The following is a 26,794-nucleotide window of genomic DNA, read 5'->3' on the forward strand; positions in this document are numbered from 1 at the left end:
TAGATCGCCACAATAGATCGAGAACGATTCACTGCACTGTGGTATAAATTCTAAAAGGAGGGTTGCTCCTGATGGACGTTAACAACTTCGAGTTTATGAAAATCGGTCTGGCGTCACCCGATAAAATTCGCTCTTGGTCCCGTGGGGAAGTAAAAAAGCCGGAAACCATTAACTACAGAACTTTAAAGCCTGAGAAAGAAGGTCTTTTCTGTGAAAAGATCTTCGGACCTACCAAAGATTGGGAATGTCATTGCGGTAAATACAAACGCGTCCGTTACAAGGGCGTCGTTTGTGACCGCTGTGGCGTGGAAGTAACCCGCCAGAAAGTACGCCGTGAGCGTATGGGGCACATTGAGCTTGCTGCTCCTGTATCGCACATCTGGTACTTCAAAGGGATTCCAAGCCGCATGGGGCTTGCGTTGGATATGTCTCCAAGATCCTTGGAAGAGATCATCTACTTCGCTTCCTATGTTGTAACGGATCCAGGGGATACGCCTCTTGAGAAGAAACAACTGCTTTCGGAGAAAGAATACCGCAGCTACCGCGAGAAGTACGGCTATGCGTTCCAAGCCGGTATGGGTGCGGAAGCTGTTAAGAAGCTTCTCATCGATATCGATATCGAGCGTGAAGTCGATACGCTGAAGGAAGAACTCAAAACGGCGCAAGGTCAGCGCCGTAACCGTGCGATCAAGCGTTTGGAAGTTATGGAAGCATTCCGTAACTCCAAGAACTTGCCGGGTTGGATGATTCTCGACGTGCTTCCGGTTATCCCGCCGGAGCTTCGTCCGATGGTACAGCTTGACGGGGGCCGCTTCGCGACTTCCGACTTGAACGATTTGTACCGCCGCGTGATCAACCGTAACAACCGTCTCAAAAGATTGCTCGACCTCGGTGCGCCGGACATCATCGTTCAGAACGAGAAGCGTATGCTGCAGGAAGCCGTCGACGCATTGATCGATAACGGCCGCCGCGGCCGTCCGGTAACGGGTCCTGGTAACCGTCCGCTGAAATCCCTCAGCCATATGCTGAAAGGGAAGCAGGGACGTTTCCGTCAAAACTTGCTCGGTAAACGTGTTGACTACTCCGGTCGTTCCGTTATCGTAGTAGGACCGAACCTGAAGATGTACCAATGTGGTCTTCCGAAGGAAATGGCACTTGAACTGTTCAAGCCTTTCGTTATGAAAGAGCTTGTGAATAAAGGATTGGCTCATAACATCAAGAGCGCGAAGCGTAAAGTTGAACGCGTAAGTCCGGATGTATGGGATGTACTGGAAGAAGTCATTAAGGAGCATCCGGTTCTGCTGAACCGTGCCCCCACATTGCACAGACTCGGGATTCAGGCGTTCGAGCCGATTCTCGTGGAAGGCCGCGCCATCAAGCTGCATCCGCTCGTATGTACAGCGTACAACGCTGACTTCGACGGTGACCAAATGGCCGTGCACGTACCGTTGTCTTCCGAAGCTCAAGCTGAAGCTCGTTTGCTGATGCTGGCGGCAGGCAACATTCTGAATCCGAAGGACGGCAAGCCGGTTGTTACACCTTCACAGGATATGGTTCTGGGAAGCTTCTATTTGACAACCGACAACAAATACGCCAAAGGTGCAGGCGCAATTCTAAGAACTGTCAATGAGGCTGTTTCCTCCTATCAATCGGGCAAATTGGCGCTGCATGCGCGTGTTGCGATTCCGGCCAGAGCTCTGAACAAAACGAGCTTCACGGAGAAACAACAAAATGCAATGCTGATTACGACAGTTGGTAAAATCATTATGAATGAGATCTATCCAGCGGATTTCCCATTCATCAATGAGCCTACCAAAACGAACTTGCTGAACGGTATTCCGGACTCACACTTTGTATTCGACAAAGGTGCGGACCTGAGATCCATTATGGCAGAACGTCCTGAGAACAAAGCGGTAGGTAAGGAGTACCTGGGTTCGATTATCGCCGAGTGCTTCCGCAAATACCACACGACGCAGACGTCGATGATCCTTGATAAAATCAAAGAGCTCGGCTTCACGTATTCCACTAGAGCGGGTATTACCGTTGCTGTCTCCGACGTTGTGGTTCCTAGTGAAAAAGAAGGAATCCTCAAAGAGTGCGAAGAGAAAGTTCGCGTAGTCACGAATCAATACCGCCGCGGTTTGATTACGGATGAAGAGCGTTATGACCGCGTCATTGCGATCTGGAGTAAAGCGAAGGATGAAATCACGGATATCCTGATGAAATCCCTCGATAAATACAACTCCATCTCCATGATGGTGGAATCCAAAGCACGGGGTAACAAATCGCAGATTACTCAGCTTGGCGGTATGCGTGGTTTGATGGCGAATCCATCCGGTAAAATTATGGAGTTGCCGATTAAATCCAACTTCCGTGAAGGCTTAACAATCTTGGAGTACTTTATTTCTACACACGGTGCGCGTAAAGGTCTTGCCGATACGGCGCTTCGTACAGCCGACTCCGGTTACTTGACTCGTCGTCTCGTTGACGTTGCCCAAGACGTTATCGTTCGTGAGGACGATTGCGGTACGGACAAAGGCTTCATGGTCAGCAAAATTCAAGACGGTAAAGAGGTTATTGAAGACCTGTATGACCGTATTGAAGGACGTTATGCGTTCGAAACGGTACGTCATCCGCAAACCGGCGAAGTTATCGTTCAGCGCAACGAATTGATCGAATCCGATATCGCGGACGCGATTATTGATTCCGGCATCGAAAGATTGCAAATTCGTTCCGTTCTTAGCTGCCGTACGAACCACGGCGTATGTAAGAAATGTTACGGTCGTAACTTGGCGACTGGCCAATTCGTTGAGATCGGTGAGGCTGTAGGTATTATTGCCGCCCAATCCATCGGTGAGCCGGGAACTCAGTTGACGATGCGTACGTTCCATACCGGTGGTGTTGCCGGAGACGATATTACGCAAGGTTTGCCGCGTATTCAAGAGCTTTTCGAAGCGCGTAATCCGAAAGGTCAAGCGATCATTTCCGAAATTGACGGTATCGTCAAAGAAATCCGTGAAGCGAAGGACCGTCGTGAAATCGAAGTCCAAGGTGAAGCGGAGTCCAAGGTCTATGCGGTTCCATTCGGATCCCGTGTACGTGTATCCTTGAACCAGCAGGTAGAGGCCGGAGATGAGCTGACGGACGGATCCATCGATCCGAAAGAAATGCTGCGCATCAAAGGTATCCGCGGCGTGCAGAACTACATTCTGCAAGAGGTTCAACGCGTTTACCGTAACCAAGGGGTAGAAATTAACGATAAGCATATCGAAGTTATGGTTCGTCAAATGTTGCGGAAAATCCGCATCGTAGACGCCGGAGATACAACGCTGTTGCCAGGCTCTTTCGTAGATATTCACGAATACGAAGCAGCCAACAAAGTTGCGTTGTTCGCAGGTAATGAGCCGGCCGTAGCAAGACCGATCTTGCTTGGTATTACGAAGGCGTCTCTGGAGACGGATTCCTTCTTGTCCGCGGCGTCTTTCCAAGAGACAACGCGTGTCTTGACGGATGCAGCGATCAAAGGCAAGGTTGACCAGCTGTTAGGTCTGAAGGAGAACGTTATTATCGGTAAACTCATTCCTGCAGGTACGGGAATGCCGCGTTACCGGAACATCCGCATTACGGATCCGAACGAAGTGCTCGTGCAAGATGAGGATTTGGAGAAAGAAACCGTTGCGGTTGAATAATAGCTGTATAATCCGGGAGGGACGGCCATATGGCTGTCTCTTTCGGTTTAACATGCAGCATTACAATTTTTTAATAAAGTGATTCGAAGATCGTCCTTGACACGGCAATACCAAAATGCTAATATATCGTAGTGTGCCTAAGTTGATATTCTTTCCTTTCAATAGAGGGGGTGCCTTATGTCTTATGATAAAGTCAAACAGGCGAAGAATATAAGTGTAGGGACGAAGAAAGTAACTAAGATAGTCGAGCAAGATAAGGCTGTTGAAGTGTTTGTTTCCAAAGATGCAGATCCGCGATTGACGATAAAGCTGGTTGCTCTCTGCGAGCAGAAGAGTATACCTGTAACCTACGTAGATTCTATGAAGATGCTGGGTAAAGCGTGTGGTATTGAAGTTGGAGCTGCGGTAGCAGCTGTTGTAAATGAATAAACGCTTAAGATGTTTTTGTTAGTGGGATGGTGTACATAAAGTTGTTGAAACTTTTGCAGCGCCCTAGGCAAAGACTTTCTCTTTGCTCATTTATGACTCGCCTGGATCTGTGGGCTTGCAAGAAGCACAATATGTTATGACTGTAGGGAGGAGGTAACGAAATGCCAACTATTAACCAACTAGTACGTAAAGGTCGCCAAGCTAAGGTGGATAAATCCAAATCACCTGCTTTGCAAAAAGGGTTCAACGCTTTGAAAAGAGAGGCAACGGATTTGAGCGCTCCTCAAAAACGTGGTGTTTGCACGCGTGTAGGCACAATGACTCCTAAGAAGCCGAACTCTGCACTTCGTAAATATGCTCGTGTTCGCTTGACGAACCGTATTGAGGTGACTGCCTATATTCCAGGTATCGGTCACAACCTGCAAGAGCATAGCGTTGTTATGATCCGTGGCGGACGGGTAAAAGACCTTCCAGGGGTACGTTATCACATCGTTCGCGGCGCGCTTGATACTTCCGGTGTTAACAACCGTAAGCAAGCTCGTTCCAAATACGGTACTAAACGTCCGAAAGTTAAAAAGTAAGCAACAACAATCAGGGATGATTCTTAGAAGAAAGGGGGATAACTATGCCTCGTAAAGGTCCAGTTACTCGCAGAGACGTATTGCCAGATCCGATTTATAATAGCAAACTTGTTACTCGTCTTATCAATCGTATTATGATCGATGGAAAAAGAGGGGTGGCACAGTCCATTCTATATAACGCTTTTAACCTAGTGCAAGATCGCACAGGTAAAGAGCCGATGGAAGTGTTCGAGCAAGCTATCAAAAACATCATGCCAGTTCTTGAGGTTAAAGCTCGCCGTGTTGGTGGTGCTAACTATCAAGTGCCGATCGAAGTTAAACCAGAGCGTCGTACTACTCTTGGTTTGCGTTGGTTGGTCAACTACTCCCGTCTTCGCGGTGAGAAGACGATGGAAGAAAGATTGGCAAACGAAATTATCGATGCTAGCAATAGCACAGGTGCTTCCGTTAAGAAACGTGAAGATACACACAAGATGGCTGAAGCAAACAAAGCGTTCGCTCACTATCGTTGGTAGAATTTTGATTCACATACTGAAAGGAGAAAAAACGACCTATGGCTAGAGAGTTCTCCTTAGCAAACACGCGTAATATCGGGATCATGGCTCATATCGATGCTGGTAAAACGACAACTACAGAGCGTATCTTGTACTACACTGGTAAAGTTCACAAAATCGGAGAAGTGCACGAAGGTGCGGCTACGATGGACTGGATGGAGCAGGAGCAAGAGCGCGGAATCACGATTACTTCCGCCGCTACAACTGCGCAATGGAACGGTCACCGCATCAATATTATCGATACCCCGGGGCACGTTGACTTTACCGTTGAGGTAGAGCGTTCCCTACGCGTGTTGGACGGAGCAGTAGGTGTATTTAGCGCGAAAGAGGGCGTTGAACCTCAATCCGAAACAGTTTGGAGACAAGCTGATAAATACCACGTCCCACGTATCGCTTATGTTAACAAAATGGATATCATCGGTGCAGACTTCCTGCAAGTTGTTCAATCCATGCGTGATAAGCTTGGTGCAAATGCAGTCGCTATTCAACTTCCAATTGGTGCTGAGAGTGATTTCAAAGGTATCATTGACCTAGTTGAAGAAGTTGCATACATGTACAAAGACGATCTTGGCAAGGACATCGAGAAAGTCGAAATTCCTGCTGAGTTCAAAGATAAAGTAGCAGAACTTCGTTTGGAGCTTGTCGAGAAAGTTGCTGAGCTTGATGAAGAGCTTACAATGAAATATCTCGAAGGCGAAGAACTGACAGTGGCAGAAATCAAAGCAGCGCTTCGTAAGGGTGTTGTAGAGGTTAAAATCTTCCCTGTTATCGCAGGTTCCTCCTACCGTAACAAAGGTGTTCAATTGATGTTGGATGCGGTTATCGACTACCTGCCGGCTCCAATTGACGTTCCTGATATCAAAGGTGTACTTGAAGATGGTACCGAAGTGACTCGTAAGTCCGCTGACGATCAACCGTTCTCGGCGCTTGCGTTCAAAATCATGACGGATCCTTTCGTTGGTCGCCTAACATTCTTCCGCGTATACTCTGGTGTTCTGAACTCCGGTTCCTATGTCGTTAATGCGACAAAAGGTAAGCGTGAGCGCGTTGGTCGTATTCTGCAAATGCATGCGAACAGCCGTCAAGAAATCAGCATCGTATACTCCGGTGATATCGCGGCTGCCGTTGGTCTGAAAGATACAACGACAGGAGATACACTTTGTGACGAGAAGAACCCAGTAATCCTTGAGTCCATGAACTTCCCTGAACCGGTTATCCAGCTTGCTGTTGAGCCGAAGACGAAAGCGGACCAAGACAAAATGGGTATCGCGTTGCAAAAACTATCTGAAGAAGATCCTACTTTCCGTGCTTCTACGGATGAAGAAACTGGACAAACGATCATCGCAGGTATGGGTGAGCTTCACCTTGAGATCCTCGTTGACCGTATGCTACGTGAATTCAAAGTAGAAACCAACGTAGGTAAACCGCAAGTTGCTTACCGTGAAACATTCCGTGCTGCTGCTAAAGTTGAAGGTAAATTCGTTCGCCAATCCGGTGGCCGTGGTCAATACGGACATTGTTGGGTTGAGTTCGAGCCTCAAGAAGCAGGCGCTGGATTTGTATTCGAAAGCAAAATCGTGGGTGGTTCGATTCCTCGTGAATACATCGCTCCGATCCAAGCGGGTATTGAAGAGTCTATGAAGAACGGGGTTCTTGCCGGATTCCCTCTAGTAGACATCAAAGCTACAGTTGTCGATGGTTCCTACCACGATGTTGACTCCAACGAAATGGCGTTCAAAATCGCAGGTTCCATGGCGCTTAAAGCTGCCAAAGACAAATGTAAGCCGGTTCTTCTTGAGCCAATCATGAAGGTTGAAGTTACTGTACCAGAAGAGTACATGGGCGATGTTATGGGTGACCTTAACTCCCGTCGTGGACGTATCGAAGGTATGGATAACCGTCATGGTGCGCAAATCATCCGTGCTAAGGTGCCTTTGTCCGAAATGTTTGGATACTCCACAACACTTCGTTCGAGAACTCAAGGCCGTGGTGTGTACTCCATGGAACTTTCCCATTATGAAGAAGTACCTAAGTCCATTGCAGAAGAAATTATTGCAAAAGGCAAAGGCGCTTAATATAAAACTAATAGTCACTCTAAGGAGGAATCGTTTAAAATGGCAAAGGCTAAATTTGAACGTAATAAACCGCATGTTAACATCGGTACTATCGGTCACGTTGACCATGGTAAAACAACTCTAACAGCTGCTATCACAACTGTATTGTCCAAAAGATACGGTGGAGCTGCAGTAGCATTCGACCAAATCGATAAAGCACCAGAAGAGCGCGAGCGCGGTATCACAATCTCCACAGCTCACGTTGAGTACGAAACACCTAACCGTCACTACGCACACGTTGACTGCCCAGGTCACGCCGACTATGTTAAAAACATGATCACTGGTGCTGCTCAAATGGACGGAGCGATCCTGGTTGTTTCCGCAGCTGACGGTCCTATGCCACAAACTCGTGAGCACATCCTTCTGTCCCGCCAAGTAGGCGTACCTTACATCGTTGTATTCTTGAACAAATGCGACATGGTTGAAGACGAAGAGTTGCTTGAACTGGTTGAGATGGAAGTTCGCGACCTTCTTAACGAGTATGAGTTCCCAGGCGATGACACTCCAATCATCCGCGGCGCAGCTCGTGAAGCTCTTCAAAACCCAGACGGTCCTTGGGCTGACAAAATCGTTGAGTTGTTCGAGCAAGTTGACACTTACATCCCAACTCCTGAGCGTCAAACTGACAAGCCTTTCCTTATGCCTGTCGAGGACGTATTCTCCATCACAGGTCGTGGTACAGTTGCTACAGGCCGTGTAGAGCGTGGTACTGTTAAAGTACAAGACGAGGTTGAAATCGTTGGTATCGCGGAAGAAACTCGTAAATGCGTTGTAACAGGCGTAGAGATGTTCCGTAAATTGCTTGACTCCGCTCAAGCTGGAGACAACATCGGTGCCCTTCTTCGTGGTGTAGACCGCAAAGACATCGAGCGTGGACAAGTTCTTGCAAAAGTAGGTTCCGTGAAACCTCACACTGAGTTTTCCGCACAAATCTACGTTTTGACAAAAGAAGAGGGTGGCCGTCACAAGCCTTTCTTCACTGGCTACCGTCCACAATTCTATTTCCGTACAACTGACGTAACAGGTATCATCAACCTGCCAGAAGGTACTGAAATGGTTATGCCAGGCGACAACATCACAGTTTCCGTTCAACTGATCTCCCCAATCGCGATCGAAGAAGGAACACGCTTCGCGATTCGTGAAGGCGGACGTACTGTTGGTGCGGGCGCGGTTGCTACAATCTCCAAGTAATTCCTTTATAATAGAAGAAACACTCATCGCCAACGCGGTGAGTGTTTTTTTATGCAAATGCCTAAAATTTCGCTTGCATTTCATTTTTATTTTTTATATAATATTAAACGTTGGTCTGTGACGTTGCGATGATGTGAAAGGTTGCCGACACACCCGGACCCTTTGCCATGGGGAAGGCGTTGGAGAATTTTCGCGGAGTATGTCCGATACTAAATTGGGCGATAGAAGGAGGGACTTATATGGCAAAGCAAAAAATTCGTATCCGTTTGAAAGCTTATGATCACAGAATCATTGATCAATCAGCTGAGAAAATCGTGGAAACTGCCAAGCGTTCCGGTGCAGGTGTATCCGGTCCGATTCCGCTTCCGACAGAGAAGCAAATCATCACGATTCTTCGTGCGGTACACAAGTACAAGGATTCGCGTGAGCAATTCGAAATGCGTACGCATAAGCGTCTTATCGATATTGTGAATCCAACACCACAAACAGTTGATGCTTTGATGCGTCTAGACTTGCCGTCTGGCGTTGACATCGAGATCAAACTGTAAAACAATTATAGAATCGAACGTTTAGGAAGGAAAAGAGGTGTCAACGATGAAAGGTATCTTAGGGAAAAAACTAGGAATGACACAGTTGTTTACTCCGGATGGTAACGTAGTTCCGGTAACTGTCATTCAAGCGGGACCATGTGTGGTTCTTCAGAAGAAAGATGTGGATAACGACGGATATGAGTCGATCCAAATCGGTTTTGATGATGTGAAAGCAAGCAGAATCATTAAACCAGAGCTTGGCCATGCCAAAAAAGCAGGGGCAACGCCTAAGCGCTACGTTAAAGAAATTCGCGGTGTTCAGTTGGGTGACTACGAAGTTGGCCAAGAGCTGAAAGCAGATCTGTTCGCAGAGGGCGAATTCGTTGATGTAACGGGTACTTCCAAAGGTAAAGGGTTCCAAGGTAACATCAAAAGACATAACCAATCCCGCGGACCAATGGCTCACGGCTCCCGTTATCACAGAGGACCAGGTTCCATGGGTTCCATTCAAGCAAACCGTGTTCCTAAAGGTAAAAACCTGCCAGGACAAATGGGTAATGAAACAGTAACTTTGCAAAACCTGCAAATCATTAAAGTAGATGCTGAGCGTAACGTATTGCTAGTAAAAGGTTCCATTCCTGGTCCTACAAACAGCTATGTTAGCGTTAAGTCTGCTGTTAAAAAGTAAGAAAGGAGGAAGACAGAATGCCAAAAGTAGCTTTATATAATGTAACAGGTGCTCAGGTAGGAGAAGTTGAACTGTCTGACGTTGTTTTCGGAATTGAGCCTCACGTTCACGCGATTCACGAAGCTGTTCTATTGCAACAAGCAGCTGTGCGTCAAGGAACTCACAAGACCAAAGGTCGTTCGGAAGTTCGCGGCGGTGGTCGTAAACCTTGGAAACAAAAAGGAACTGGCCGCGCTCGTCAAGGTAGTATCCGCGCTCCACAATGGAAAGGCGGCGGTACGGTTTTCGGACCAACTCCTCGCAGCTATGGTTTCAAATTACCTAGAAAAGTTCGTCGCTTAGCGATCAAATCCGCTTTGTCTTCGAAAGTTCTGGATAACAACTTGATCGTTTTGGATCAGCTTCAATTGAACGCTCCAAAAACGAAAGAATTCGTAGCCATCTTGAACAACCTGAAAGTTGATCGCAAGGTATTGGTTGTAGGCGTAGAGAACGACTCCAACGTTGCTTTGTCCGCTCGTAACATCCCAGGTGTGAAATTTGTTGCTGCTAATGGCGTGAATGTTCGTGATGTCATGCTGTATGACAAACTGATCATTACGCAAGATGCTGTACAGAAAGTTGAGGAGGTGCTTGCACAATGAAAAATCCACGCGACATTATCAAGCGCCCGATCATCACTGAGCGTACAAGCGACCTAATGGCTAACAAAAAGTATGTTTTCGAAGTGGATCTTCGCGCTAACAAAACAGAAATCAAACAAGCCATCGAAGCTATTTTCAAAGTGAAAGTTACAAATGTAAACACACTTAGAATGCCAGCTAAGCCAAAACGTTACGGCCGTCACCAAGGCTACACTTCCATCTGGAAGAAAGCTATCGTGTCCCTGAGCGCAGACAGCAAAGAATTGGAATTCTTTGAAACGGTATAAATCATTCTTGAAGTAAGGAGGGAATCCGAGTGCCAATTAAAAAATATAAACCAACCTCTCCAGCAAGACGTGCGATGTCGGTTTCTACATTCGAAGAAATCACAACATCGACGCCGGAGAAATCTTTGCTTGCACCTTTGAGCAAAACAGCTGGACGTAACAACCAAGGTAAAATTACGGTTCGTCACCACGGCGGTGGCCACAAGCGTAAGTACCGGATTATCGATTTCAAACGTACTAAAGATGGAATACCAGGACGCGTTGCTACAATCGAGTACGATCCTAACCGTTCCGCTAACATTGCGTTGATTCACTATGCTGACGGTGAGAAAAGATACATCATCGCTCCAAAAGGTCTTAAAGTGGACGATCGTATCGTTTCCGGTCCGGATGCAGACATCAAAATTGGTAATGCTCTTCCACTAGAGAACATTCCAGTTGGTACAGTTATCCACAACATCGAGTTGAAACCAGGTAAAGGTGCGCAGCTAGTGCGTGCTGCCGGTACGGAAGCTCAACTTCTTGGTAAAGAAGAAACTTATGTAACAATTCGCCTTTCCTCTGGTGAAGTTCGTAAAGTTCTTAAAGTTTGCCGCGCAACAGTAGGTTCTGTTGGTAACGAAGATCACGAACTCGTGAAAATCGGTAAAGCAGGACGTAATCGTTGGAAAGGCAATCGTCCTCAAGTTCGTGGGGTTGTTATGAACCCGAATGATCACCCACACGGTGGTGGTGAAGGACGCGCACCAATCGGACGTAAATCACCTATGTCTCCATGGGGTAAACCGACGCTTGGTTTCAAAACTCGTAAAAAAGGTAAAGCTTCCGATAAATACATTGTACGCCGTCGTACGAAGTAATCACGGATATATGAATTCTCTTGAGGTTCAAGGAAGGGAGGAACACCCATGGGTCGCAGCTTAAAGAAAGGTCCATTTATCGATGGATACTTACTGAAAAAAGTAGAAGACTTGAACGCATCCAGCAAAAAGCTGGTGATCAAAACTTGGTCCCGTCGTTCTACGATTTACCCGCAATTCGTTGGTCACACTTTCGGAGTGTACGATGGAAGAAAACACGTGCCTGTATACGTAACAGAAGATATGGTTGGACATAAGCTTGGTGAATTTGCTCCAACACGTACTTACAAAGGTCACGATGACGATAAGAAAACCGGTAAACGTTAATTTCATTTTTTAACCGAGAGGAGGTACTACCATGCAAGCTAAAGCAATATTGAACCACGCTCGGATTGCTCCTCGTAAAGCAAAGCTAGTTGTTGACTTGATTCGGGGAAAAGCGGTAGGTGAAGCGATCGCGATTCTGCGTCATACGCCTAAAGCAGCTTCTCCAATCCTGGAGAAACTTCTGAACTCCGCAATTGCCAATGCAGAGCATAACTATTCATTAGATCCTAACAAGCTAGTGGTTTCTGAGACGTTCGTTAACCAAGGACCTACTATGAAACGGTTCCAACAACGTGCAATGGGCCGCGCTAGCGCGATCAAAAAACGTACCAGCCACATTACAATCGTGGTATCTGAGAAATAAGGAGGGATAACGTGTGGGTCAGAAAGTCAACCCGGTAGGCCTAAGAATTGGTATTATTCGTGATTGGGAGTCCAAATGGTTCGCAGAGAAAGATTTCGGAACTCTGCTGCTTGAAGACGTCAAAATCCGCGAATACTTAAAAAATAAACTTAAAGATTCTGCAGTTTCCCACATCGACATCGAGCGCGCGGCTAACCGTGTGAACGTAACGATTCATACTGCAAAACCAGGAATGGTTATTGGTAAAGGCGGAGCGGAAGTTGAAGTTATTCGCAACTACATCGCTGGCATGTCCAATAAAAAGGTTCACATCAACATTTCTGAAATCAAAACACCAGACCTCGATGCTATCCTGGTAGCTGAGTCCATCGCTCTTCAATTGGAACGTCGTGTTTCCTTCCGTCGTGCGATGAAACAAGCTATGCAAAGAACAATGAGATCCGGAGCAAAAGGTATTAAAGTAGCAACTAGCGGACGTCTTGGCGGCGCTGAGATCGCTCGTACGGAAGGATATAGCGAAGGTACTGTTCCACTTCATACGCTTCGTGCGGATATCGACTACGGTACTGCTGAGGCACACACTACTTACGGACGTATTGGTGTAAAAGTATGGATTTATCGTGGAGAAGTACTTCCGACAGCTAAGAAAAAGGCTCAGCCGGAAGGAGGAAATTAAATCATGTTAGTACCTAAACGTGTAAAACACCGCAAAGAACACCGCGGTAGCATGAAAGGTCGCGCTAAAGGTGGAACGGAAGTAACTTTTGGCGAATATGGTCTGCAAGCAGTTGAACCGGCTTGGGTAACCAACCGTCAAATCGAAGCAGCACGTATTGCCATGACACGTTACATCAAACGTGGCGGTAAAGTGTGGATTAAAATTTTCCCAGCTAAACCAATTACGCAAAAGCCGCTTGAAGTTCGTATGGGTAGCGGTAAAGGTAACGTGGAGAAATGGGTTTCCGTAGTAAAACCGGGCAAAGTATTGTTTGAATTGGCTGGTGTAAGCGAAGAAGTCGCTCGCGAAGCGATGCGTCTTGCTGCTCACAAGCTTCCAATCAAAACGAAGTTCGTGAAAAGAGAAGAAGTAGGCGGTGAAGCAAATGAAGGGTAGTGAATTCCGGAACTTAACCACTGCTGAAATCGAGCAAAAAGTGAATGGGTTCAAAGAAGAACTCTTTAACCTCCGTTTTCAACTAGCTACTGGTCAATTGGACAATCCGACTCAAATTCGTGATTTGCGTAAAGAGATCGCTCGTGCCAAGACTATTTTGCGTGAAAGAGAATTGGGGATTGGCTAACCAAATCTAGAAGGGAGGATTCCTTACATGGCTGAACGCAACGATCGTAAAACTCAGATCGGTAAGGTTGTCAGCGATAAAATGGATAAAACCATTGTTGTTGCTGTTGAAACTTACAAAAAACATGATCTCTACCACAAGAGAATCAAATATACGAAGAAATTCAAAGCTCACGATGAGAACAACCAAGCAAAAATTGGTGACACTGTGAAAATCGCTGAGACTAGACCATTGTCCAAAGATAAATCTTGGAGACTGGTTGAAATTCTTGAAGTAGCAGTTGTTATCTAACAATCTAGACACGAATCCCGAAAGGAGGGAATACGATGATTCAACCATTTACTCGTTTGGCTGTCGCTGACAACTCCGGTGCAAAGCAATTGATGTGTATCCGCGTTTTGGGTGGTACTGGTCGTCGCGTTGGTCACATTGGTGATCTTATCGTATGTTCAGTAAAAGAAGCAACACCAGGTGGCGTTGTCAAAAAAGGTGACGTTGTAAAAGCTGTTATCGTCCGTACGAAGAGCGGTGCTCGCCGTAAAGACGGTTCATATATCTCATTCGATGAGAACGCGGCTGTTATCGTGAAAGAAGATAAAAGCCCACGCGGTACACGTATCTTTGGACCAGTAGCGCGCGAACTTCGTGACAGAGACTTCATGAAGATCGTTTCCTTGGCTCCAGAAGTTATCTAAGAACAGTTACGATGTGTTTCCTAACGGAAGCATCAGGAGGTGTAGAAGCTAATGCCAAGAACAAAAAAGAGATTAGAATCTCATAACAATAAACTGCACGTGAAAAAAGACGATACGGTTTTTGTAATCACTGGTAAAGACAAAGGTAAGAAGGGCCGTGTAATCGCTGCTTACCCTCGTGAGAACCGTGTATTGGTTGAAGGTGTAAACATGGTGAAGAAACATGCGAAGCCATCCCAACAAAACCCACAAGGCGGTATCTTGACTCAAGAAGCTGCAATCCACGTTTCCAACGTGATGCTGATTGATCCTAAGAGCGGCAAACCTACTCGCGTAGGATACAAAGTATTGGATAACGGAACGAAAGTTCGCGTCGCGAAAAAATCCGGAGAAGTTATCGACTAATACAACAAGCATGGAAAGGAGGCAACTGACTCATGGCAGTAAGAATGAAAGATCGTTATTTGAACGAAATTACTCCAGCGTTGATTCAAAAGTTTAACTACTCAACAGTTATGCAGGTTCCTAAAATCGAGAAAGTCGTTATCAACATGGGTGTTGGTGAGGCTGTATCGAACTCCAAGGTACTTGACACTGCAGTAGAAGATCTTCAAAAGATCGCTGGTCAAAAACCGGTAGTAACAAAATCCAAAAAATCCATCGCGGGCTTCAAACTTCGTGAGAACATGCCGATCGGTGTGAAAGTAACACTTCGCGGCGAGCGCATGTATCATTTCTTGGATAAGCTCTTCAACGTTGCACTTCCACGTGTACGTGACTTCCGTGGTATTTCCAACAAGGCTTTCGATGGCCGTGGAAACTACACGCTTGGTCTGAAAGAACAACTCATTTTCCCAGAAATTGAGTATGATAAAGTAGATAAAGTTCGTGGTATGGATATTGTTATCGTAACAACGGCTAAGTCCGACGAAGAAGCTCGCGAGCTTTTAACACAACTCGGAGCGCCTTTCGTAAAATAGGTTCCAGGTCGTACCTATCAGGAGGTGTTATATTAAGTGGCAAAAACTTCGATGAAAGTTAAACAACAACGTACCCCGAAGTTTAAAGTGCAAGCATACACGCGTTGTGAGCGCTGCGGACGTCCGCATTCAGTGCTTCGCAAGTTCAAAATTTGTCGGATTTGTTTCCGCGAATTAGCACACAAAGGTCAGATTCCAGGTGTGAAAAAAGCTAGCTGGTAATCACCCTATTTTCGGGAAGGAGGTTTACACAAAATGGTCATGTCAGATCCAATTGCAGATATGCTAACTCGCATTCGTAATGCGAATATCGTACGTCATGAAACAGTTGAAATCCCTGCATCCAAAGTGAAGAGGGAAATCGCTGAAATCCTTAAAAAAGAAGGATTTATCCGTGATGCTGAGTACGTTGAAGATAGCAAACAAGGTATCATCCGTTTGTTCCTGAAATACGGTTCAAACAATGAGCGTGTTATCTCCGGTTTGAAGAGAATCTCCAAACCAGGATTGCGCGTTTACACAAAATCTCAAGAGATCCCTCGTGTTTTGGGCGGACTAGGGATTGCCATCATCTCCACATCCAAGGGAGTTATGACGGATAAAGATGCTCGTCAATCCAAAGCTGGCGGAGAAGTTATCTGCTACGTTTGGTAATACAATTGTAATTGAATGGAGGTGCAAACATGTCTCGTATTGGTCGCAAACCAATCACCATCCCAAGTGGTGTAAATGTAACACTAGATAATACTCTGATCACGGTTAAAGGCCCTAAAGGTACTTTGTCCCGTGAACTTCATAAAGATATCAAAGTAAGTGTTCTGGAGAACGAGATTTCTGTTGAGCGTCCTTCCGATAACAAGCTCCACCGTGCTTTGCATGGTACAACACGCAGTGTTGTTGCCAACATGGTAAGTGGTGTAACGGAAGGCTTCGCGAAATCTTTGGATCTAGTAGGCGTAGGTTACCGTGCTAACAAAAGCGGTGACAAACTGGTTCTCAACGTTGGGTACTCCCATCCGGTTGAAATCACACCTGAGAGCGGTATTGAGTTCGAAGTTCCTTCGAACACAAAAATCATCGTTAAAGGTATTGATAAAGAGCGAGTTGGCGCTATGGCAGCTAAAGTTCGTTCCGTACGTGAGCCTGAGCCGTATAAAGGTAAAGGTATTAAGTACGAAGGCGAGCGCATCCTTCGTAAAGAAGGTAAAGCTGGTAAGAAGAAATAAGAGCTTTCGTGAGATAGCTTGCTATCAAAGCATAAGCCTCGCATCATAAGATGATGAAAGGAGTGTAAGTATAGATGATTACTAAAGGCGATAAAAACAAAGCACGTCTGAAAAGACATCTTCGCGTTCGTAAGAAAATCGAAGGTACAACTGCTCGCCCACGTTTGAACATTTTCCGTTCTTCCAAACACATGTATGCTCAACTGATCGATGACACTACTGGTGTTACTATTGTTGCAGCATCCACTCAAGATAAAGATCTGAAAAGCGAAATCGGCAACGGCGGTAACGTTGAAGCCGCTCGTAAAGTTGGCGCATTGATCGCTGCTCGCGCGAAAGAGAAAGGTGTAAGCCAAGTGGTATTTGACCGCGGTGGATACCTGTATCATGGACGCGTTCAAGCATTGGCTGACGCAGCTCGTGAAGCTGGATTAGAATTCTAGGAAATAGATATATAAGGAGGTAAAAGACTTGCGTGTAGATCCTAATACTTTAGAGCTAACAGAAAAAGTTGTTAACATTAACCGCGTAGCTAAAGTAGTAAAAGGCGGACGTCGTTTCAGCTTCAGCGCACTTGTTGTCGTAGGCGACGGCAATGGCTGGGTTGGCGCAGGAATCGGTAAAGCATCCGAGGTTCCTGATGCAATCCGCAAAGGTATTGAAGATGCGAAAAAGAACTTGATTCATGTTCCAATCGTAGGCACTTCGATTCCTCACCTTGTAACTGGTAAGTTCGGCGCAGGACGCGTCCTCTTGAAACCAGCTTCTCAAGGTACTGGAGTTATCGCAGGCGGACCAGTTCGTGCAGTACTTGAACTTGCTGGTATCGGCGATATCTTGACAAAATCCCTGGGTTCATCGAACTCTATGAACATGGTTAACGCAACGCTTGAAGGCCTAAGCCGCCTGAAAAAAGCGGAAGAAGTTGCAAAACTTCGTGGCAAAACCGTTCAAGAGCTATTAGGTTAGGAGGGGTAAACATGGCGAAACAATTAGCAATTACCCTAAAACGCAGCCTGATCGGCCGTCCTGAAACGCAACGCATTACTGTGAAAACTCTTGGTCTGCGCAAGCTGCACCAAACGGTTCTTCACCAAGATAACGCGGCTATCAGAGGTATGGTTAATCAAGTGAGTCACTTGGTAGAAGTTAAAGAAGTAGAAGCATAAGAGTACAATATTAAGATCTAGAGGAGGTGTGCAACGATGAAGTTACATGAGCTAAGTTCTGCTACTGGCGCTCGTAAAACCGCAAAGCGTGTTGGACGTGGTACAAGTAGCGGTATGGGTAAAACATCGACTCGCGGACACAAAGGTCAAAACGCACGTTCCGGTGGAGGCGTTCGTCCTGGATTCGAGGGTGGACAAAACCCGTTATACCGTCGTTTACCTAAACGTGGATTCACGAACCGTTTCCGTACGGAGTACGCGATCGTGAACCTTGAGGATTTGAACAACTTCGCAGCTGGTACTGAGGTTACTCCAGAAGCTTTGATGGAGGCTGGTATTGTAAAAGCTCCTAAAGATGGTATCAAAATTTTAGGAAACGGTGAAATCACAGTAAAATTAACCGTTAAAGCGAACAAGTTCTCTCAATCTGCGATTGAGAAAATCCAAGCTGCCGGCGGTCAAACCGAGGTGATTTAATGTTCAGTACCATAGCCAACATCTTCAAGGTAGAGGATTTGCGCAGAAGGATTGTTTTTACACTCCTCTTGTTGATCGTCTACCGCTTAGGTGCGTTCATTCCAGTACCTAACATTAATACGGATGTTCTTAAGCTTCAAGACCAAGCGAATCAGAGCGATGTCTTTGGTTTGCTTAACACGTTTTCCGGCGGTGCGCTCTTCCAGTTCTCCATCTTCGCGATGGGGATTATGCCTTACATCACGGCTTCGATCATCGTACAGCTTTTGTCCATGGACGTAGTGCCGCGCTTTGCGCAATGGGCTAAAGAGGGAGACGTTGGTCGTAAGAAGATGACGCAAGTTACTCGCTACGGCACGATCGTTCTCGGCATTATCCAAGCTTTCGGATTATCGATCGGGTTTAACCGCCTATACAGCGGACTCGTTATTGATCCAGGGGTTACGACTTTTGCTTTGATTGCTATCGTATTGACAGCTGGTACTGCGTTCTTGATGTGGCTAGGTGAGCAAATCACGGAATTTGGAATCGGCAACGGTATTTCCATTATCATCTTTGCAGGTATCGTCGCGGCGATTCCTACAAGCATACAGCAAATCTACAAATCACTGTTTGCGACCGAAGGAGCATTGTTCCTGAATATCGTAAAACTGATCATTATTGCTATCGTTGTTGTGCTGATTATTGCGGGCGTCATTTTCGTACAGCAAGGGGTTCGTAAGATCCCTGTACAATATGCCAAACGAGTAGTTGGTCGTAAAATGTACGGTGGCCAAACGACGCACATTCCGCTTAAAGTGAATGCTGCCGGTGTAATCCCAGTTATCTTTGCACTATCGTTATTGATGTTTCCTCCTACCATTGCATCTTATTGGAGAGGAAATGTCGTGGCAGAATGGATCATCAACAATTTAAGCATTAACCAATCTGCACCGCTAGCGATCGTCCTATATGTACTGTTGATTATTGGTTTCACATACTTCTACACCTTCGTACAGATTAATCCAGTTCAAATGGCAGATCAGATGAAGAAAAACGGTGGCTACATACCGGGGATTCGTCCTGGTAAAACAACTTCTGTTTATCTGACTCGCGTAATGACTAGAATTACTCTTTCTGGAGCTCTGTTTCTCTCAGCAATCTCGATTCTCCCAATGCTTTTTGGAGGTCTTGCAGGCTTGCCAAGTTCGGTTCGGATTGGTGGTACATCTTTACTTATCGTAGTAGGCGTTGGTCTTGAAACGATGAAGCAAATCGAGAGCCAATTGATTAAACGGCATTACAAAGGGTTTATCAATAAATAGCATATAGGTTCTGATGGGGCTAGTTAGGCGACATCGGCACCTATTGTGCTGCTCGTAACGCCGAGTGCGATGGGAGGTTATAAAGTTGAACGTAATTTTTATGGGGCCTCCTGGTGCAGGCAAAGGTACGCAAGCTGAGAAGATCGTAAGTGAATTTCAAATTCCTCATATTTCGACTGGAGATGCTTTCCGCTTGGCGATGAGCCAAGGTACACCGCTTGGTGTGGAAGCCAAAGGTTATGTTGATAAGGGGCTTCTGGTTCCTGATGAAATCACGAACGGTATTGTAAGAGAGCGACTTGCTCAACCGGACTGCGATAAAGGTTTTCTGCTTGACGGGTTCCCGAGAACCGTTGCTCAAGCGGATGCTTTAGCTGAAATTGTAGATTCCTTAGGCAAAAAGATTGAGTTGGTTATCAATCTTTCCGTTGATCGTAGTTTCTTGCTTGCACGACTGACCGGCCGAAGAATTTGTAAATCCTGTGGCGCTACGTATCATGTAATCTTCAACCCACCTCAGCAAGAAGGCGTATGCGATAAATGTTCCGGTGAGTTGTACCAACGATCTGATGATACGGAAGAGAAAGTCGGAACGCGTTTGGATGAATACATCAACAAAACCGCTCCGCTGCTGGATTACTACCAAAAGAGGGAATTATTGCGTGAGGTTAACGGAGAACAAGACATTCATGCGGTAACCGAACAAATTAGCTCACTGCTACGAGGTCTAGCGTAATGATCATTTGTAAGTCCGAGGTTGAACTAGACCTAATGCGAGAAGCTGGTCGGATCGTAGCCGAAACGCACCGCTTGCTGGCAAGGGCCATTCGTCCGAACATTACAACGAAAGAACTTGATCAGATCGCGGAGGAATACATTCGCAGTCAGGGAGCGATTCCATCTTTTAAAGGCTATAACGGTTTTCCTGGAAGCATATGTGCTTCAGTCAACGAAGAATTAGTTCATGGTATTCCTGGTCCAAGAAAGCTGGTTGAGGGCGATATTATCTCGATCGATATCGGCGCTCAGTATAAAGGTTATCATGGAGATTCTGCATGGACTTATCCTGTCGGTGAAATTTCAGAGACGGCCAAACGTTTGTTAGCCGTAACTGAACAATCACTGTATCGAGGCATAGCAGAAGCTAAACCGGATGCTAGACTCTACACGTTGTCGCATGCAATCCAAACTTGTATTGAAGACGCAGGCTTCTCCGTCGTGATAGAGTATGTCGGTCACGGTATCGGTAAGGATCTTCACGAAGAACCGCAAATTCCGAATTACGGTGTACCTGATAAAGGCCCTCGTCTCAAACCAGGCATGGTCCTAGCCATTGAACCCATGGTGGTCGTTGGCGAAAGATTCGTCCAAACGCTCGAAGACGATTGGACTGTCGTTACCGCGGATAAGTCGATATGCGCTCATTTTGAACATACGGTTGCCATTACGGCAGCAGGTTACGAAATATTAACTCTGCCTAGATCGTAGGTGATGTAGAGTGAATAAGCTGACGCCGCAGGTCGGTCAAATCGTAAAGGTGCTTCGCGGCAGAGACCCCGGTGAATATGCGGTAGTGGTCGGCATTGCCGATCATCGCTTCGTCTGGCTTGCAGACGGCGTTCACCGCAAATTCGATCAGCCGAAGAAGAAGAACCTGAATCATCTTCAAATACAAGACACGATTAGTAGTGAAGTGGAGTCAAGCATTAGGGAAACAGGTCGTGTAACTAACGGTAAGCTGCGTCATGCAATTGCCAAATTCGTTGAACTTATGCAAGATGAAGCACAAGAGAAAGGAGAATGACTGTGGCCAAAGAAGATGTAATTGAAGTAGAAGGTACAGTGATTGAACCTCTTCCGAATGCAATGTTTAAGGTTGAATTGGAAAATGGTCATAAAATCCTAGCCCATGTATCAGGTAAAATCAGAATGCACTTTATCCGCATTTTGCCTGGAGACAAGGTTACCGTAGAATTATCGCCTTACGATTTAACGAGAGGCCGTATAACCTACCGTTTTAAATAAATGATCGGCTTACATGTAAGTTACTCTCTCAAGGCGTATGCTTACGAAGCAAGTTTTCTATTAGAAAACGCAACATGGTTGCTTACGATGATAAGGAGGGCTTAGAAATGAAAGTTAGACCATCGGTAAAACCGATTTGCGAGAAATGCAAAGTTATTCGTCGTAAAGGTAACATTATGGTTATCTGCGAAAATCCAAAGCACAAACAAAAACAAGGTTAAAAGGAGGTGCATCTGTAGATGGCACGTTTAGCTGGGGTTGACTTACCTCGTGACAAACGAGTTGTAATCGCGTTGACTTACATCTTCGGTATCGGCACGACTACTGCTCAGAAAATCATCGCTACAACAGGTATTGACGGTAACACTCGCGTTCGCGATCTGACTGAAGACGAAGTGAGCAAAATCCGTGATGTAATCGACAAAACTCTTAAAGTAGAAGGCGATCTTCGCCGTGAGATTTCCCTGAACATCAAACGTCTGATCGAAATCGGATCCTACCGTGGTCTTCGTCACCGCCGTGGTCTTCCTGTTCGTGGACAACGTACTAAAACGAATGCTCGTACACGTAAAGGTCCTCGTCGTACAGTAGCTAATAAGAAGAAATAATAAAGGGGGTTAGAGCTAATGGCAAAACCTAAAAAAGTAGTCCGTACGAAACGTCGTGACCGTAAAAATATTGAGTCCGGAGTTGCACACATCCGTTCAACATTTAACAATACGATCGTAACGATCACGGATCCGCATGGCAACGCAATTTCCTGGGCATCTTCAGGAAACCTTGGATTCAAAGGTTCCCGTAAAAGTACTCCTTTTGCGGCACAAATGGCAGCTGAAAAAGCAGCAAAAGCAGCTATGGAGCATGGCTTGAAAACTGTTGAAGTTATGGTTAAAGGCCCAGGAGCTGGCCGCGAAGCAGCAATCCGCTCTTTGCAAGCAGCAGGTCTTGAAGTAAACCTGATTAAAGACGTGACTCCGGTTCCTCACAATGGCTGCCGTCCTCCAAAACGTCGTCGCGTATAATTCAGGATTACTTTGTAGTATAATTATCCTAAAATCGTGAATAATGGTTTGAAGGATAGGCATACTATTGAATTTTGAAGCGAAGTATCCAGAGGGAAACGACGTATTGAATGGAGGGTACATTTCATGATCGAAATCGAAAAGCCAATAATAGAAACCGTAGCATTAAGTGAAGACGGCTCTTATGGTAGATTCATTATTGAGCCGTTGGAGCGTGGCTATGGTACAACCTTAGGTAACTCACTACGTCGTATCTTACTGTCCTCTTTACCCGGGGCTGCAGTAACCTCTGTCCAAATCGATGGCGTTTTGCATGAGTTTTCAACGATTCCTGGCGTGCTTGAGGATGTAACGGAAATTATCCTTAATCTCAAAGGACTTTCGTTGAAAATTCACTCCGATGAGGAGAAAGTGCTTGAAATTGATGCTGAAGGAGAAGGTATGATTACTGCGGCTGATATCCGCGGTGATAGCGATGTGGAGATTCTTAACCCGGATCTGCATATTGCGACCTTGTCTCCGGACGCACGTCTTCACATGAGGATTCATGCGGGCAGAGGACGCGGTTATGTCCAATCGGACAAAAATAAGCATGAAGAGCAACCAATTGGTGTGATTCCAATTGATTCGATCTACACGCCTATTACCCGAGTGAACTACAGTATCGAGAATACTCGCGTCGGCCAAGTGACGAACTATGATAAGTTGACCCTCGAAGTGTGGACCGATGGAAGTATTCGACCAGAAGAAGCCGTAAGCTTGGGAGCCAAAATCTTAACAGAGCACCTGAACTTGTTCGTCGGACTGACGGATGAAGCGAAAGATGCTGAGATTATGGTGGAGAAAGAAGAAGATAAGAAAGAGAAAGTTCTGGAGATGACAATCGAAGAGCTGGATCTATCCGTTCGTTCTTACAACTGCCTCAAGCGTGCAGGGATTAACACCGTACAAGAGCTTATTACCAAAACAGAAGAAGACATGATGAAAGTTCGGAACTTAGGTCGCAAATCGCTTGAAGAAGTTCAAGAGAAGCTCGAAGAGCTTGGTTTGGGTCTTCGTACCGAGGAATAATCTGTCAGAAGGAGGTTAATTCAATGAACTACAGGAAGTTGAACCGCGATTCCAGTAATCGTAAAGCGTTATTCCGTGATCTGGTTACAGATTTGTTCATACATGAACGCATTCAAACTACAGAAGCAAAAGCAAAAGAAATTCGTTCCATCGCTGAGAAGTTAATCACTCTTGCGAAACGCGGAGACCTTCATGCACGCCGTCAGGTTGCTGCTTTTGTTCGTAGAGAAGCTGCAAACGAGAACCAAGATGCGATTCAAAAGCTGTTCTCCGAATTGGCTACTCGTTACTCCGAGCGTCCAGGTGGATACACACGTATCCTTAAACTGGGACCACGCCGCGGTGACGCAGCACCAATGGTTTACCTAGAGCTAGTAGATCGCGCATAAAGACGGATGGGAAAGGGTGGACGGAATCACTGATTCTGCTGAAGCCCTTTTTTTGCAGTCTTTTGCTTGACCCTAGAAAGGGATGACTCATGGAAGCGGAAGATCAACCATGGAGAAATCTGCGTTTTACCATAAGCTATGATGGAACGGCTTATTCCGGATTTCAGATACAACCGACTTCCGATACGATTCAACAACGATTGGAAGAGGCGGTTTATCTGTTGACCGGCGAGCGCGTGAAGGTTGCCTCCTCGGGCCGTACGGACGCAGGCGTACATGCGAAAGCGCAAGTGATCAATTTTACCACGCAATCCAAGATCCCAGTGGAACGGTGGTGTTTAGCTCTCAATGCTAGACTACCCAAGGACATCGTCGCCCATACGGCCGAGGAAGTCCATCCATCCTTTCATTCCCGCAAAGCCGCGAAACGTAAGACATACTGCTACACGATTCGCTCGGCGCGCTTCCCTGATGTCTTTCACCGGAATTATGAATACCATCACCCTACGCATTTGGATGTGGAAGCCATGAGAGAGGCGCTCCCTTGCTTGCTAGGAGAGCATGATTTTACTTCGTTTTGCACGGTGAGAACGGATAAGGAAGTGAAGGTAAGGACACTCTACGAGGCTCGTATGGTGCTGGAGACGGATGAGCTTGGCGGAGAGGGTAAAGTGGAACGGATTCGCCTCATTTTTACCGGGAATGGGTTCCTGTATAACATGGTCAGGATCATCGTAGGCACGTTGATTCAGATTGGTGAAGGCAAACGTCCTAGCAGCGATATGCAGCGCATTCTGGAGGCTCTAGACCGGTCGCAGGCCGGCCCTACGGCGGAAGCAATGGGCTTAATGCTTTGGAGAGTCGAGTACTAACAAAGCGTAAAACATCGCTTGCTTCTTTACCTGGTTTCGTGTAAAATATAACTTGGCGTTTCGTGATCGGCTATCCCACAGCCCCTGATCCGTAACAGCCACAACCATCCATCGCAAATGTAAATTAACAATTATAATCAACGTATTGAGATATATTAGGAGGATTAAGCATGCGCACCACATATATGGCTAAGCCTAATGAAGTTGAGCGTAAATGGTACATCGTTGACGCTGCTGGCCAAACTCTTGGCCGTCTTGCAAGTGAAGTTGCAAGCATTATCCGCGGTAAGCACAAACCAGCATTTACTCCACATGTAGACACTGGTGATTTCGTTATCGTAATCAACGCTTCCCAAATTCACCTTACTGGTAAGAAAATGCAAAACAAAAAATACTACAGCCACTCCTTGTATCAAGGTGGTCTGAAAGTAACTTCCGCTCAGGACTTGCTGAACAGCAAACCTGATCGTATGATCGAATTCGCCGTACATGGCATGCTTCCTAAGAACCGTCTTGGCGACAGCTTGAAAACTAAGCTGAAAGTCTACGGTGGAGCAGAGCACCCGCACCAAGCACAACAACCTGAAGTATGGAATCTTCGCGGTTAATATAAGGAGGAACGTTTCGTGGCACAAGTTCAATATTATGGAACGGGTCGTCGTAAGCATTCGGTAGCGCGCGTGCGCCTAGTACCGGGTGAAGGACGCATCATCATCAATAAACGTGATCTGGATGAGTATTTCGGTCTTGAGACTTTGAAACTCATCGTTAAACAACCTTTGGCATTGACTGAAACTGTTGGCAAATACGATGTTCTTGTACTTGCTAACGGCGGCGGAATCAGCGGACAAGCTGGAGCAATCCGTCACGGGATCTCCCGTGCATTGCTGAAAGCTGATCCTGAGTACCGTGGATCCCTGAAAAAAGCAGGCTTCCTGACTCGTGATTCCCGTATGAAAGAGCGTAAAAAGTACGGCTTGAAAGCTGCTCGTCGCGCTCCACAATTCTCCAAACGTTAAGATCTTGCGCTTCTTGCGCATGTACAGGAAACCTTCCCGGCTCGTGCTGGGAAGGTTTTTCTTTTTTATTACGGGAATCCGTTAATTTCTTTTCATTTGTTGAAAAGTATTCTCATATAGTTAATATCGAGTGCTATTTGAGTGCCAAAATCCTCTTTCTTCGAAGAAGTTAATACCAAAATGGCAAAAAGTCATTGACAGAAAGAGGAACTCCGTTATAATAAAATATAAATCATACAATAACACTCGGAATTATAGATGGAGGGCACTGACATGAATCTTTTTGAAAAAGAAGCATTTGTTTCAAAAGCTGCTGAAGAGTTCGAAAACCAATCCCCTGAAGCGGTCTTGAAACTAGCCGTCGAGACATTTCCTAATCTGACGCTAGCCTGCAGCTTCGGTGCAGAAGATGTTGTGCTTGTCGATATGCTGCAGAAAATCAACCCCAACGTCGATATCTTCTACCTGGATACGAATGTTCACTTCCCTGAGACGTATGAAACTAGAGACCGTCTAGAACAGCATTACGGCACCAAATTCGTGCAAGTGCTGCCCAAATTGACGCTGGAAGAGCAGGCGGCGCAATTCGGTGACGAGCTTTGGAAAACGGATGCGAACCAGTGCTGCAACATTCGGAAAGTGGATCCTTTGACAGATATCCTCAGAAATTATGACGCATGGATTACGGGAATTCGCCGCGATCAAGCGCCAACTCGCGCTAATGCCAAAAAAGTGGAGTATGACGTCAAATTCGGTCTGATCAAGTTCAATCCGTTGGCTGGCTGGACATCCGAAGATGTCTGGAATTACATCCGTGAGAACGATGTAATCTATAATCCGCTGCATGACCGTAACTACCCAAGTATCGGCTGCTCTCACTGCACACGCCAAGTTGCTGAGGGTGAGGACCCGCGCGCAGGACGTTGGGCAAATTCGGAGAAAACAGAATGCGGACTTCATAAATAAGACCAATCATGGAGGTCGAC

Annotated in this window: 41 protein-coding genes; all 41 read left to right on the top strand. The window is 46.0% G+C overall.

The features are described from left to right. Window positions 1-68 precede the first annotated feature (68 nt). Window positions 69-3,689, top strand: a complete 3,621-nt coding sequence (rpoC, locus tag J2X61_RS34850) for a DNA-directed RNA polymerase subunit beta' (protein WP_310195000.1) — start codon at window positions 69-71, stop codon at window positions 3,687-3,689. 177 nt (window positions 3,690-3,866) lie between these two features. Beyond that, on the top strand, window positions 3,867-4,118 hold the full coding sequence (locus tag J2X61_RS34855; RefSeq protein ID WP_274473288.1) for a ribosomal L7Ae/L30e/S12e/Gadd45 family protein: 252 nt from the start codon (window positions 3,867-3,869) through the stop codon (window positions 4,116-4,118). Window positions 4,119-4,279: 161 nt separating this feature from the next. Next, complete coding sequence (gene rpsL / locus J2X61_RS34860; protein ID WP_126144104.1) at window positions 4,280-4,699, top strand: 30S ribosomal protein S12; 420 nt, start codon at window positions 4,280-4,282, stop codon at window positions 4,697-4,699. A gap of 44 nt (window positions 4,700-4,743) precedes the next feature. Then, window positions 4,744-5,214 carry a 30S ribosomal protein S7 gene (gene rpsG / locus J2X61_RS34865; protein WP_274473286.1) on the top strand — a complete coding sequence of 157 codons (471 nt, stop codon included), beginning with the start codon at window positions 4,744-4,746 and terminating at the stop codon, window positions 5,212-5,214. A gap of 38 nt (window positions 5,215-5,252) precedes the next feature. Continuing rightward, window positions 5,253-7,328: an elongation factor G gene (gene fusA, locus J2X61_RS34870; protein ID WP_274473285.1), complete on the top strand. Its 2,076-nt coding sequence runs from the start codon at window positions 5,253-5,255 to the stop codon at window positions 7,326-7,328. A 39-nt stretch (window positions 7,329-7,367) separates the two neighbouring features. Next, window positions 7,368-8,558, top strand: coding sequence for an elongation factor Tu (gene tuf, locus J2X61_RS34875; protein ID WP_274473284.1), 1,191 nt, complete (start codon window positions 7,368-7,370; stop codon window positions 8,556-8,558). Window positions 8,559-8,797: 239 nt separating this feature from the next. Then, window positions 8,798-9,106, top strand: a complete 309-nt coding sequence (rpsJ, locus tag J2X61_RS34880) for a 30S ribosomal protein S10 (RefSeq protein ID WP_028557496.1) — start codon at window positions 8,798-8,800, stop codon at window positions 9,104-9,106. Window positions 9,107-9,152: 46 nt separating this feature from the next. Further along, complete coding sequence (gene rplC / locus J2X61_RS34885) at window positions 9,153-9,776, top strand: 50S ribosomal protein L3 (RefSeq protein WP_274473283.1); 624 nt, start codon at window positions 9,153-9,155, stop codon at window positions 9,774-9,776. Window positions 9,777-9,793: 17 nt separating this feature from the next. Beyond that, window positions 9,794-10,420 (top strand): 50S ribosomal protein L4, encoded by a 627-nt coding sequence (gene rplD / locus J2X61_RS34890; RefSeq protein ID WP_274473282.1) that lies wholly within the window; start codon window positions 9,794-9,796, stop codon window positions 10,418-10,420. Beyond that, window positions 10,417-10,707, top strand: a complete 291-nt coding sequence (rplW, locus tag J2X61_RS34895; RefSeq protein WP_274473281.1) for a 50S ribosomal protein L23 — start codon at window positions 10,417-10,419, stop codon at window positions 10,705-10,707. The genes rplD and rplW overlap by 4 nt, the downstream gene beginning before the upstream one ends. 29 nt (window positions 10,708-10,736) lie before the next feature. Next, on the top strand, window positions 10,737-11,567 hold the full coding sequence (rplB, locus tag J2X61_RS34900; protein ID WP_274473279.1) for a 50S ribosomal protein L2: 831 nt from the start codon (window positions 10,737-10,739) through the stop codon (window positions 11,565-11,567). Window positions 11,568-11,615: 48 nt separating this feature from the next. Then, window positions 11,616-11,894 (top strand): 30S ribosomal protein S19, encoded by a 279-nt coding sequence (gene rpsS, locus J2X61_RS34905; protein WP_274473278.1) that lies wholly within the window; start codon window positions 11,616-11,618, stop codon window positions 11,892-11,894. Between the two features lie 31 nt (window positions 11,895-11,925). After that, the gene (gene rplV / locus J2X61_RS34910; RefSeq protein ID WP_028557490.1) at window positions 11,926-12,258 is read left to right on the top strand and encodes a 50S ribosomal protein L22; all 333 of its coding nucleotides are present in this window, start codon (window positions 11,926-11,928) and stop codon (window positions 12,256-12,258) included. A gap of 13 nt (window positions 12,259-12,271) precedes the next feature. After that, a complete protein-coding gene (rpsC, locus tag J2X61_RS34915; protein WP_274473277.1) occupies window positions 12,272-12,934 on the top strand; it encodes a 30S ribosomal protein S3 in 663 nt (220 codons plus the stop codon). Between the two features lie 3 nt (window positions 12,935-12,937). Further along, the gene (gene rplP / locus J2X61_RS34920; RefSeq protein ID WP_127457537.1) at window positions 12,938-13,372 is read left to right on the top strand and encodes a 50S ribosomal protein L16; all 435 of its coding nucleotides are present in this window, start codon (window positions 12,938-12,940) and stop codon (window positions 13,370-13,372) included. Beyond that, window positions 13,362-13,559: a 50S ribosomal protein L29 gene (gene rpmC / locus J2X61_RS34925; protein ID WP_028557487.1), complete on the top strand. Its 198-nt coding sequence runs from the start codon at window positions 13,362-13,364 to the stop codon at window positions 13,557-13,559. Before rplP ends, rpmC begins: the two co-directional genes overlap by 11 nt. Before the next feature lie 27 nt (window positions 13,560-13,586). Next, on the top strand, window positions 13,587-13,850 hold the full coding sequence (gene rpsQ / locus J2X61_RS34930) for a 30S ribosomal protein S17 (protein WP_274473275.1): 264 nt from the start codon (window positions 13,587-13,589) through the stop codon (window positions 13,848-13,850). Window positions 13,851-13,885: 35 nt separating this feature from the next. Then, window positions 13,886-14,254, top strand: coding sequence for a 50S ribosomal protein L14 (gene rplN / locus J2X61_RS34935; protein ID WP_028557485.1), 369 nt, complete (start codon window positions 13,886-13,888; stop codon window positions 14,252-14,254). A gap of 51 nt (window positions 14,255-14,305) precedes the next feature. Next, window positions 14,306-14,659, top strand: coding sequence for a 50S ribosomal protein L24 (rplX, locus tag J2X61_RS34940; RefSeq protein ID WP_274473273.1), 354 nt, complete (start codon window positions 14,306-14,308; stop codon window positions 14,657-14,659). A gap of 32 nt (window positions 14,660-14,691) precedes the next feature. Beyond that, entirely contained in the window at window positions 14,692-15,234 is a 543-nt protein-coding gene (gene rplE, locus J2X61_RS34945; protein ID WP_274473272.1) for a 50S ribosomal protein L5, read from the top strand. A gap of 36 nt (window positions 15,235-15,270) precedes the next feature. Continuing rightward, window positions 15,271-15,456 carry a type Z 30S ribosomal protein S14 gene (locus J2X61_RS34950; RefSeq protein WP_029196455.1) on the top strand — a complete coding sequence of 62 codons (186 nt, stop codon included), beginning with the start codon at window positions 15,271-15,273 and terminating at the stop codon, window positions 15,454-15,456. 33 nt (window positions 15,457-15,489) lie between these two features. After that, a complete protein-coding gene (rpsH, locus tag J2X61_RS34955; RefSeq protein WP_029196454.1) occupies window positions 15,490-15,888 on the top strand; it encodes a 30S ribosomal protein S8 in 399 nt (132 codons plus the stop codon). 29 nt (window positions 15,889-15,917) lie between these two features. After that, on the top strand, window positions 15,918-16,460 hold the full coding sequence (gene rplF / locus J2X61_RS34960; protein ID WP_274473269.1) for a 50S ribosomal protein L6: 543 nt from the start codon (window positions 15,918-15,920) through the stop codon (window positions 16,458-16,460). Window positions 16,461-16,534: 74 nt separating this feature from the next. Beyond that, entirely contained in the window at window positions 16,535-16,903 is a 369-nt protein-coding gene (rplR, locus tag J2X61_RS34965) for a 50S ribosomal protein L18 (RefSeq protein ID WP_274473268.1), read from the top strand. 28 nt (window positions 16,904-16,931) lie between these two features. Next, window positions 16,932-17,429 (top strand): 30S ribosomal protein S5, encoded by a 498-nt coding sequence (gene rpsE / locus J2X61_RS34970; RefSeq protein ID WP_029196451.1) that lies wholly within the window; start codon window positions 16,932-16,934, stop codon window positions 17,427-17,429. A gap of 11 nt (window positions 17,430-17,440) precedes the next feature. Next, complete coding sequence (gene rpmD, locus J2X61_RS34975; RefSeq protein ID WP_274473266.1) at window positions 17,441-17,629, top strand: 50S ribosomal protein L30; 189 nt, start codon at window positions 17,441-17,443, stop codon at window positions 17,627-17,629. A gap of 36 nt (window positions 17,630-17,665) precedes the next feature. Beyond that, window positions 17,666-18,106: a 50S ribosomal protein L15 gene (gene rplO, locus J2X61_RS34980; protein ID WP_274473264.1), complete on the top strand. Its 441-nt coding sequence runs from the start codon at window positions 17,666-17,668 to the stop codon at window positions 18,104-18,106. Next, window positions 18,106-19,410, top strand: a complete 1,305-nt coding sequence (gene secY / locus J2X61_RS34985) for a preprotein translocase subunit SecY (protein WP_310194968.1) — start codon at window positions 18,106-18,108, stop codon at window positions 19,408-19,410. Before rplO ends, secY begins: the two co-directional genes overlap by 1 nt. A gap of 85 nt (window positions 19,411-19,495) precedes the next feature. After that, the gene (locus tag J2X61_RS34990) at window positions 19,496-20,146 is read left to right on the top strand and encodes an adenylate kinase (RefSeq protein WP_274473262.1); all 651 of its coding nucleotides are present in this window, start codon (window positions 19,496-19,498) and stop codon (window positions 20,144-20,146) included. Next, a complete protein-coding gene (gene map, locus J2X61_RS34995) occupies window positions 20,146-20,898 on the top strand; it encodes a type I methionyl aminopeptidase (protein ID WP_274473260.1) in 753 nt (250 codons plus the stop codon). The genes J2X61_RS34990 and map overlap by 1 nt, the downstream gene beginning before the upstream one ends. 10 nt (window positions 20,899-20,908) lie before the next feature. Further along, a complete protein-coding gene (locus tag J2X61_RS35000) occupies window positions 20,909-21,214 on the top strand; it encodes a KOW domain-containing RNA-binding protein (RefSeq protein WP_274473258.1) in 306 nt (101 codons plus the stop codon). Between the two features lie 2 nt (window positions 21,215-21,216). Then, window positions 21,217-21,435 carry a translation initiation factor IF-1 gene (gene infA / locus J2X61_RS35005; protein WP_009676800.1) on the top strand — a complete coding sequence of 73 codons (219 nt, stop codon included), beginning with the start codon at window positions 21,217-21,219 and terminating at the stop codon, window positions 21,433-21,435. Window positions 21,436-21,542: 107 nt separating this feature from the next. Next, window positions 21,543-21,656, top strand: a complete 114-nt coding sequence (gene rpmJ, locus J2X61_RS35010) for a 50S ribosomal protein L36 (RefSeq protein WP_029196444.1) — start codon at window positions 21,543-21,545, stop codon at window positions 21,654-21,656. Window positions 21,657-21,674: 18 nt separating this feature from the next. After that, on the top strand, window positions 21,675-22,043 hold the full coding sequence (gene rpsM / locus J2X61_RS35015; RefSeq protein WP_274473257.1) for a 30S ribosomal protein S13: 369 nt from the start codon (window positions 21,675-21,677) through the stop codon (window positions 22,041-22,043). Between the two features lie 18 nt (window positions 22,044-22,061). Then, window positions 22,062-22,457, top strand: coding sequence for a 30S ribosomal protein S11 (gene rpsK / locus J2X61_RS35020; protein WP_028557470.1), 396 nt, complete (start codon window positions 22,062-22,064; stop codon window positions 22,455-22,457). A gap of 126 nt (window positions 22,458-22,583) precedes the next feature. Continuing rightward, entirely contained in the window at window positions 22,584-23,528 is a 945-nt protein-coding gene (locus tag J2X61_RS35025; RefSeq protein WP_310194976.1) for a DNA-directed RNA polymerase subunit alpha, read from the top strand. 23 nt (window positions 23,529-23,551) lie between these two features. Beyond that, complete coding sequence (rplQ, locus tag J2X61_RS35030; protein ID WP_163953683.1) at window positions 23,552-23,917, top strand: 50S ribosomal protein L17; 366 nt, start codon at window positions 23,552-23,554, stop codon at window positions 23,915-23,917. Window positions 23,918-24,006: 89 nt separating this feature from the next. Continuing rightward, entirely contained in the window at window positions 24,007-24,789 is a 783-nt protein-coding gene (gene truA / locus J2X61_RS35035) for a tRNA pseudouridine(38-40) synthase TruA (protein WP_274473255.1), read from the top strand. 170 nt (window positions 24,790-24,959) lie between these two features. Continuing rightward, window positions 24,960-25,397 (top strand): 50S ribosomal protein L13, encoded by a 438-nt coding sequence (gene rplM, locus J2X61_RS35040; RefSeq protein ID WP_274473253.1) that lies wholly within the window; start codon window positions 24,960-24,962, stop codon window positions 25,395-25,397. 18 nt (window positions 25,398-25,415) lie between these two features. Continuing rightward, entirely contained in the window at window positions 25,416-25,808 is a 393-nt protein-coding gene (gene rpsI, locus J2X61_RS35045) for a 30S ribosomal protein S9 (RefSeq protein ID WP_090826682.1), read from the top strand. Window positions 25,809-26,081: 273 nt separating this feature from the next. Next, window positions 26,082-26,774 (top strand): phosphoadenylyl-sulfate reductase, encoded by a 693-nt coding sequence (locus tag J2X61_RS35050; protein ID WP_310194983.1) that lies wholly within the window; start codon window positions 26,082-26,084, stop codon window positions 26,772-26,774. Window positions 26,775-26,794: the final 20 nt, after the last annotated feature.

This window comes from Bacillus sp. 3255, assembly GCF_031456485.1.
Classification (GTDB): Bacteria; Bacillota; Bacilli; order Paenibacillales; family NBRC-103111; genus Paenibacillus_E.

Coding starts and splice junctions, on each gene's coding strand:
- J2X61_RS34855 (WP_274473288.1), top strand. CDS start 3,867: ATGTCTTATGATAAAGTCAAACAGGCGAAGAATATAAGTGTAGGGACG.
- rpsL (WP_126144104.1), top strand. CDS start 4,280: ATGCCAACTATTAACCAACTAGTACGTAAAGGTCGCCAAGCTAAGGTG.
- rpsG (WP_274473286.1), top strand. CDS start 4,744: ATGCCTCGTAAAGGTCCAGTTACTCGCAGAGACGTATTGCCAGATCCG.
- fusA (WP_274473285.1), top strand. CDS start 5,253: ATGGCTAGAGAGTTCTCCTTAGCAAACACGCGTAATATCGGGATCATG.
- tuf (WP_274473284.1), top strand. CDS start 7,368: ATGGCAAAGGCTAAATTTGAACGTAATAAACCGCATGTTAACATCGGT.
- rpsJ (WP_028557496.1), top strand. CDS start 8,798: ATGGCAAAGCAAAAAATTCGTATCCGTTTGAAAGCTTATGATCACAGA.
- rplC (WP_274473283.1), top strand. CDS start 9,153: ATGAAAGGTATCTTAGGGAAAAAACTAGGAATGACACAGTTGTTTACT.
- rplD (WP_274473282.1), top strand. CDS start 9,794: ATGCCAAAAGTAGCTTTATATAATGTAACAGGTGCTCAGGTAGGAGAA.
- rplW (WP_274473281.1), top strand. CDS start 10,417: ATGAAAAATCCACGCGACATTATCAAGCGCCCGATCATCACTGAGCGT.
- rpsS (WP_274473278.1), top strand. CDS start 11,616: ATGGGTCGCAGCTTAAAGAAAGGTCCATTTATCGATGGATACTTACTG.
- rplV (WP_028557490.1), top strand. CDS start 11,926: ATGCAAGCTAAAGCAATATTGAACCACGCTCGGATTGCTCCTCGTAAA.
- rplP (WP_127457537.1), top strand. CDS start 12,938: ATGTTAGTACCTAAACGTGTAAAACACCGCAAAGAACACCGCGGTAGC.
- rpmC (WP_028557487.1), top strand. CDS start 13,362: ATGAAGGGTAGTGAATTCCGGAACTTAACCACTGCTGAAATCGAGCAA.
- rpsQ (WP_274473275.1), top strand. CDS start 13,587: ATGGCTGAACGCAACGATCGTAAAACTCAGATCGGTAAGGTTGTCAGC.
- rplN (WP_028557485.1), top strand. CDS start 13,886: ATGATTCAACCATTTACTCGTTTGGCTGTCGCTGACAACTCCGGTGCA.
- rplX (WP_274473273.1), top strand. CDS start 14,306: ATGCCAAGAACAAAAAAGAGATTAGAATCTCATAACAATAAACTGCAC.
- rplE (WP_274473272.1), top strand. CDS start 14,692: ATGGCAGTAAGAATGAAAGATCGTTATTTGAACGAAATTACTCCAGCG.
- rpsH (WP_029196454.1), top strand. CDS start 15,490: ATGGTCATGTCAGATCCAATTGCAGATATGCTAACTCGCATTCGTAAT.
- rplF (WP_274473269.1), top strand. CDS start 15,918: ATGTCTCGTATTGGTCGCAAACCAATCACCATCCCAAGTGGTGTAAAT.
- rplR (WP_274473268.1), top strand. CDS start 16,535: ATGATTACTAAAGGCGATAAAAACAAAGCACGTCTGAAAAGACATCTT.
- rpmD (WP_274473266.1), top strand. CDS start 17,441: ATGGCGAAACAATTAGCAATTACCCTAAAACGCAGCCTGATCGGCCGT.
- rplO (WP_274473264.1), top strand. CDS start 17,666: ATGAAGTTACATGAGCTAAGTTCTGCTACTGGCGCTCGTAAAACCGCA.
- secY (WP_310194968.1), top strand. CDS start 18,106: ATGTTCAGTACCATAGCCAACATCTTCAAGGTAGAGGATTTGCGCAGA.
- map (WP_274473260.1), top strand. CDS start 20,146: ATGATCATTTGTAAGTCCGAGGTTGAACTAGACCTAATGCGAGAAGCT.
- rpmJ (WP_029196444.1), top strand. CDS start 21,543: ATGAAAGTTAGACCATCGGTAAAACCGATTTGCGAGAAATGCAAAGTT.
- rpsM (WP_274473257.1), top strand. CDS start 21,675: ATGGCACGTTTAGCTGGGGTTGACTTACCTCGTGACAAACGAGTTGTA.
- rpsK (WP_028557470.1), top strand. CDS start 22,062: ATGGCAAAACCTAAAAAAGTAGTCCGTACGAAACGTCGTGACCGTAAA.
- J2X61_RS35025 (WP_310194976.1), top strand. CDS start 22,584: ATGATCGAAATCGAAAAGCCAATAATAGAAACCGTAGCATTAAGTGAA.
- rplQ (WP_163953683.1), top strand. CDS start 23,552: ATGAACTACAGGAAGTTGAACCGCGATTCCAGTAATCGTAAAGCGTTA.
- truA (WP_274473255.1), top strand. CDS start 24,007: ATGGAAGCGGAAGATCAACCATGGAGAAATCTGCGTTTTACCATAAGC.
- rplM (WP_274473253.1), top strand. CDS start 24,960: ATGCGCACCACATATATGGCTAAGCCTAATGAAGTTGAGCGTAAATGG.
- J2X61_RS35050 (WP_310194983.1), top strand. CDS start 26,082: ATGAATCTTTTTGAAAAAGAAGCATTTGTTTCAAAAGCTGCTGAAGAG.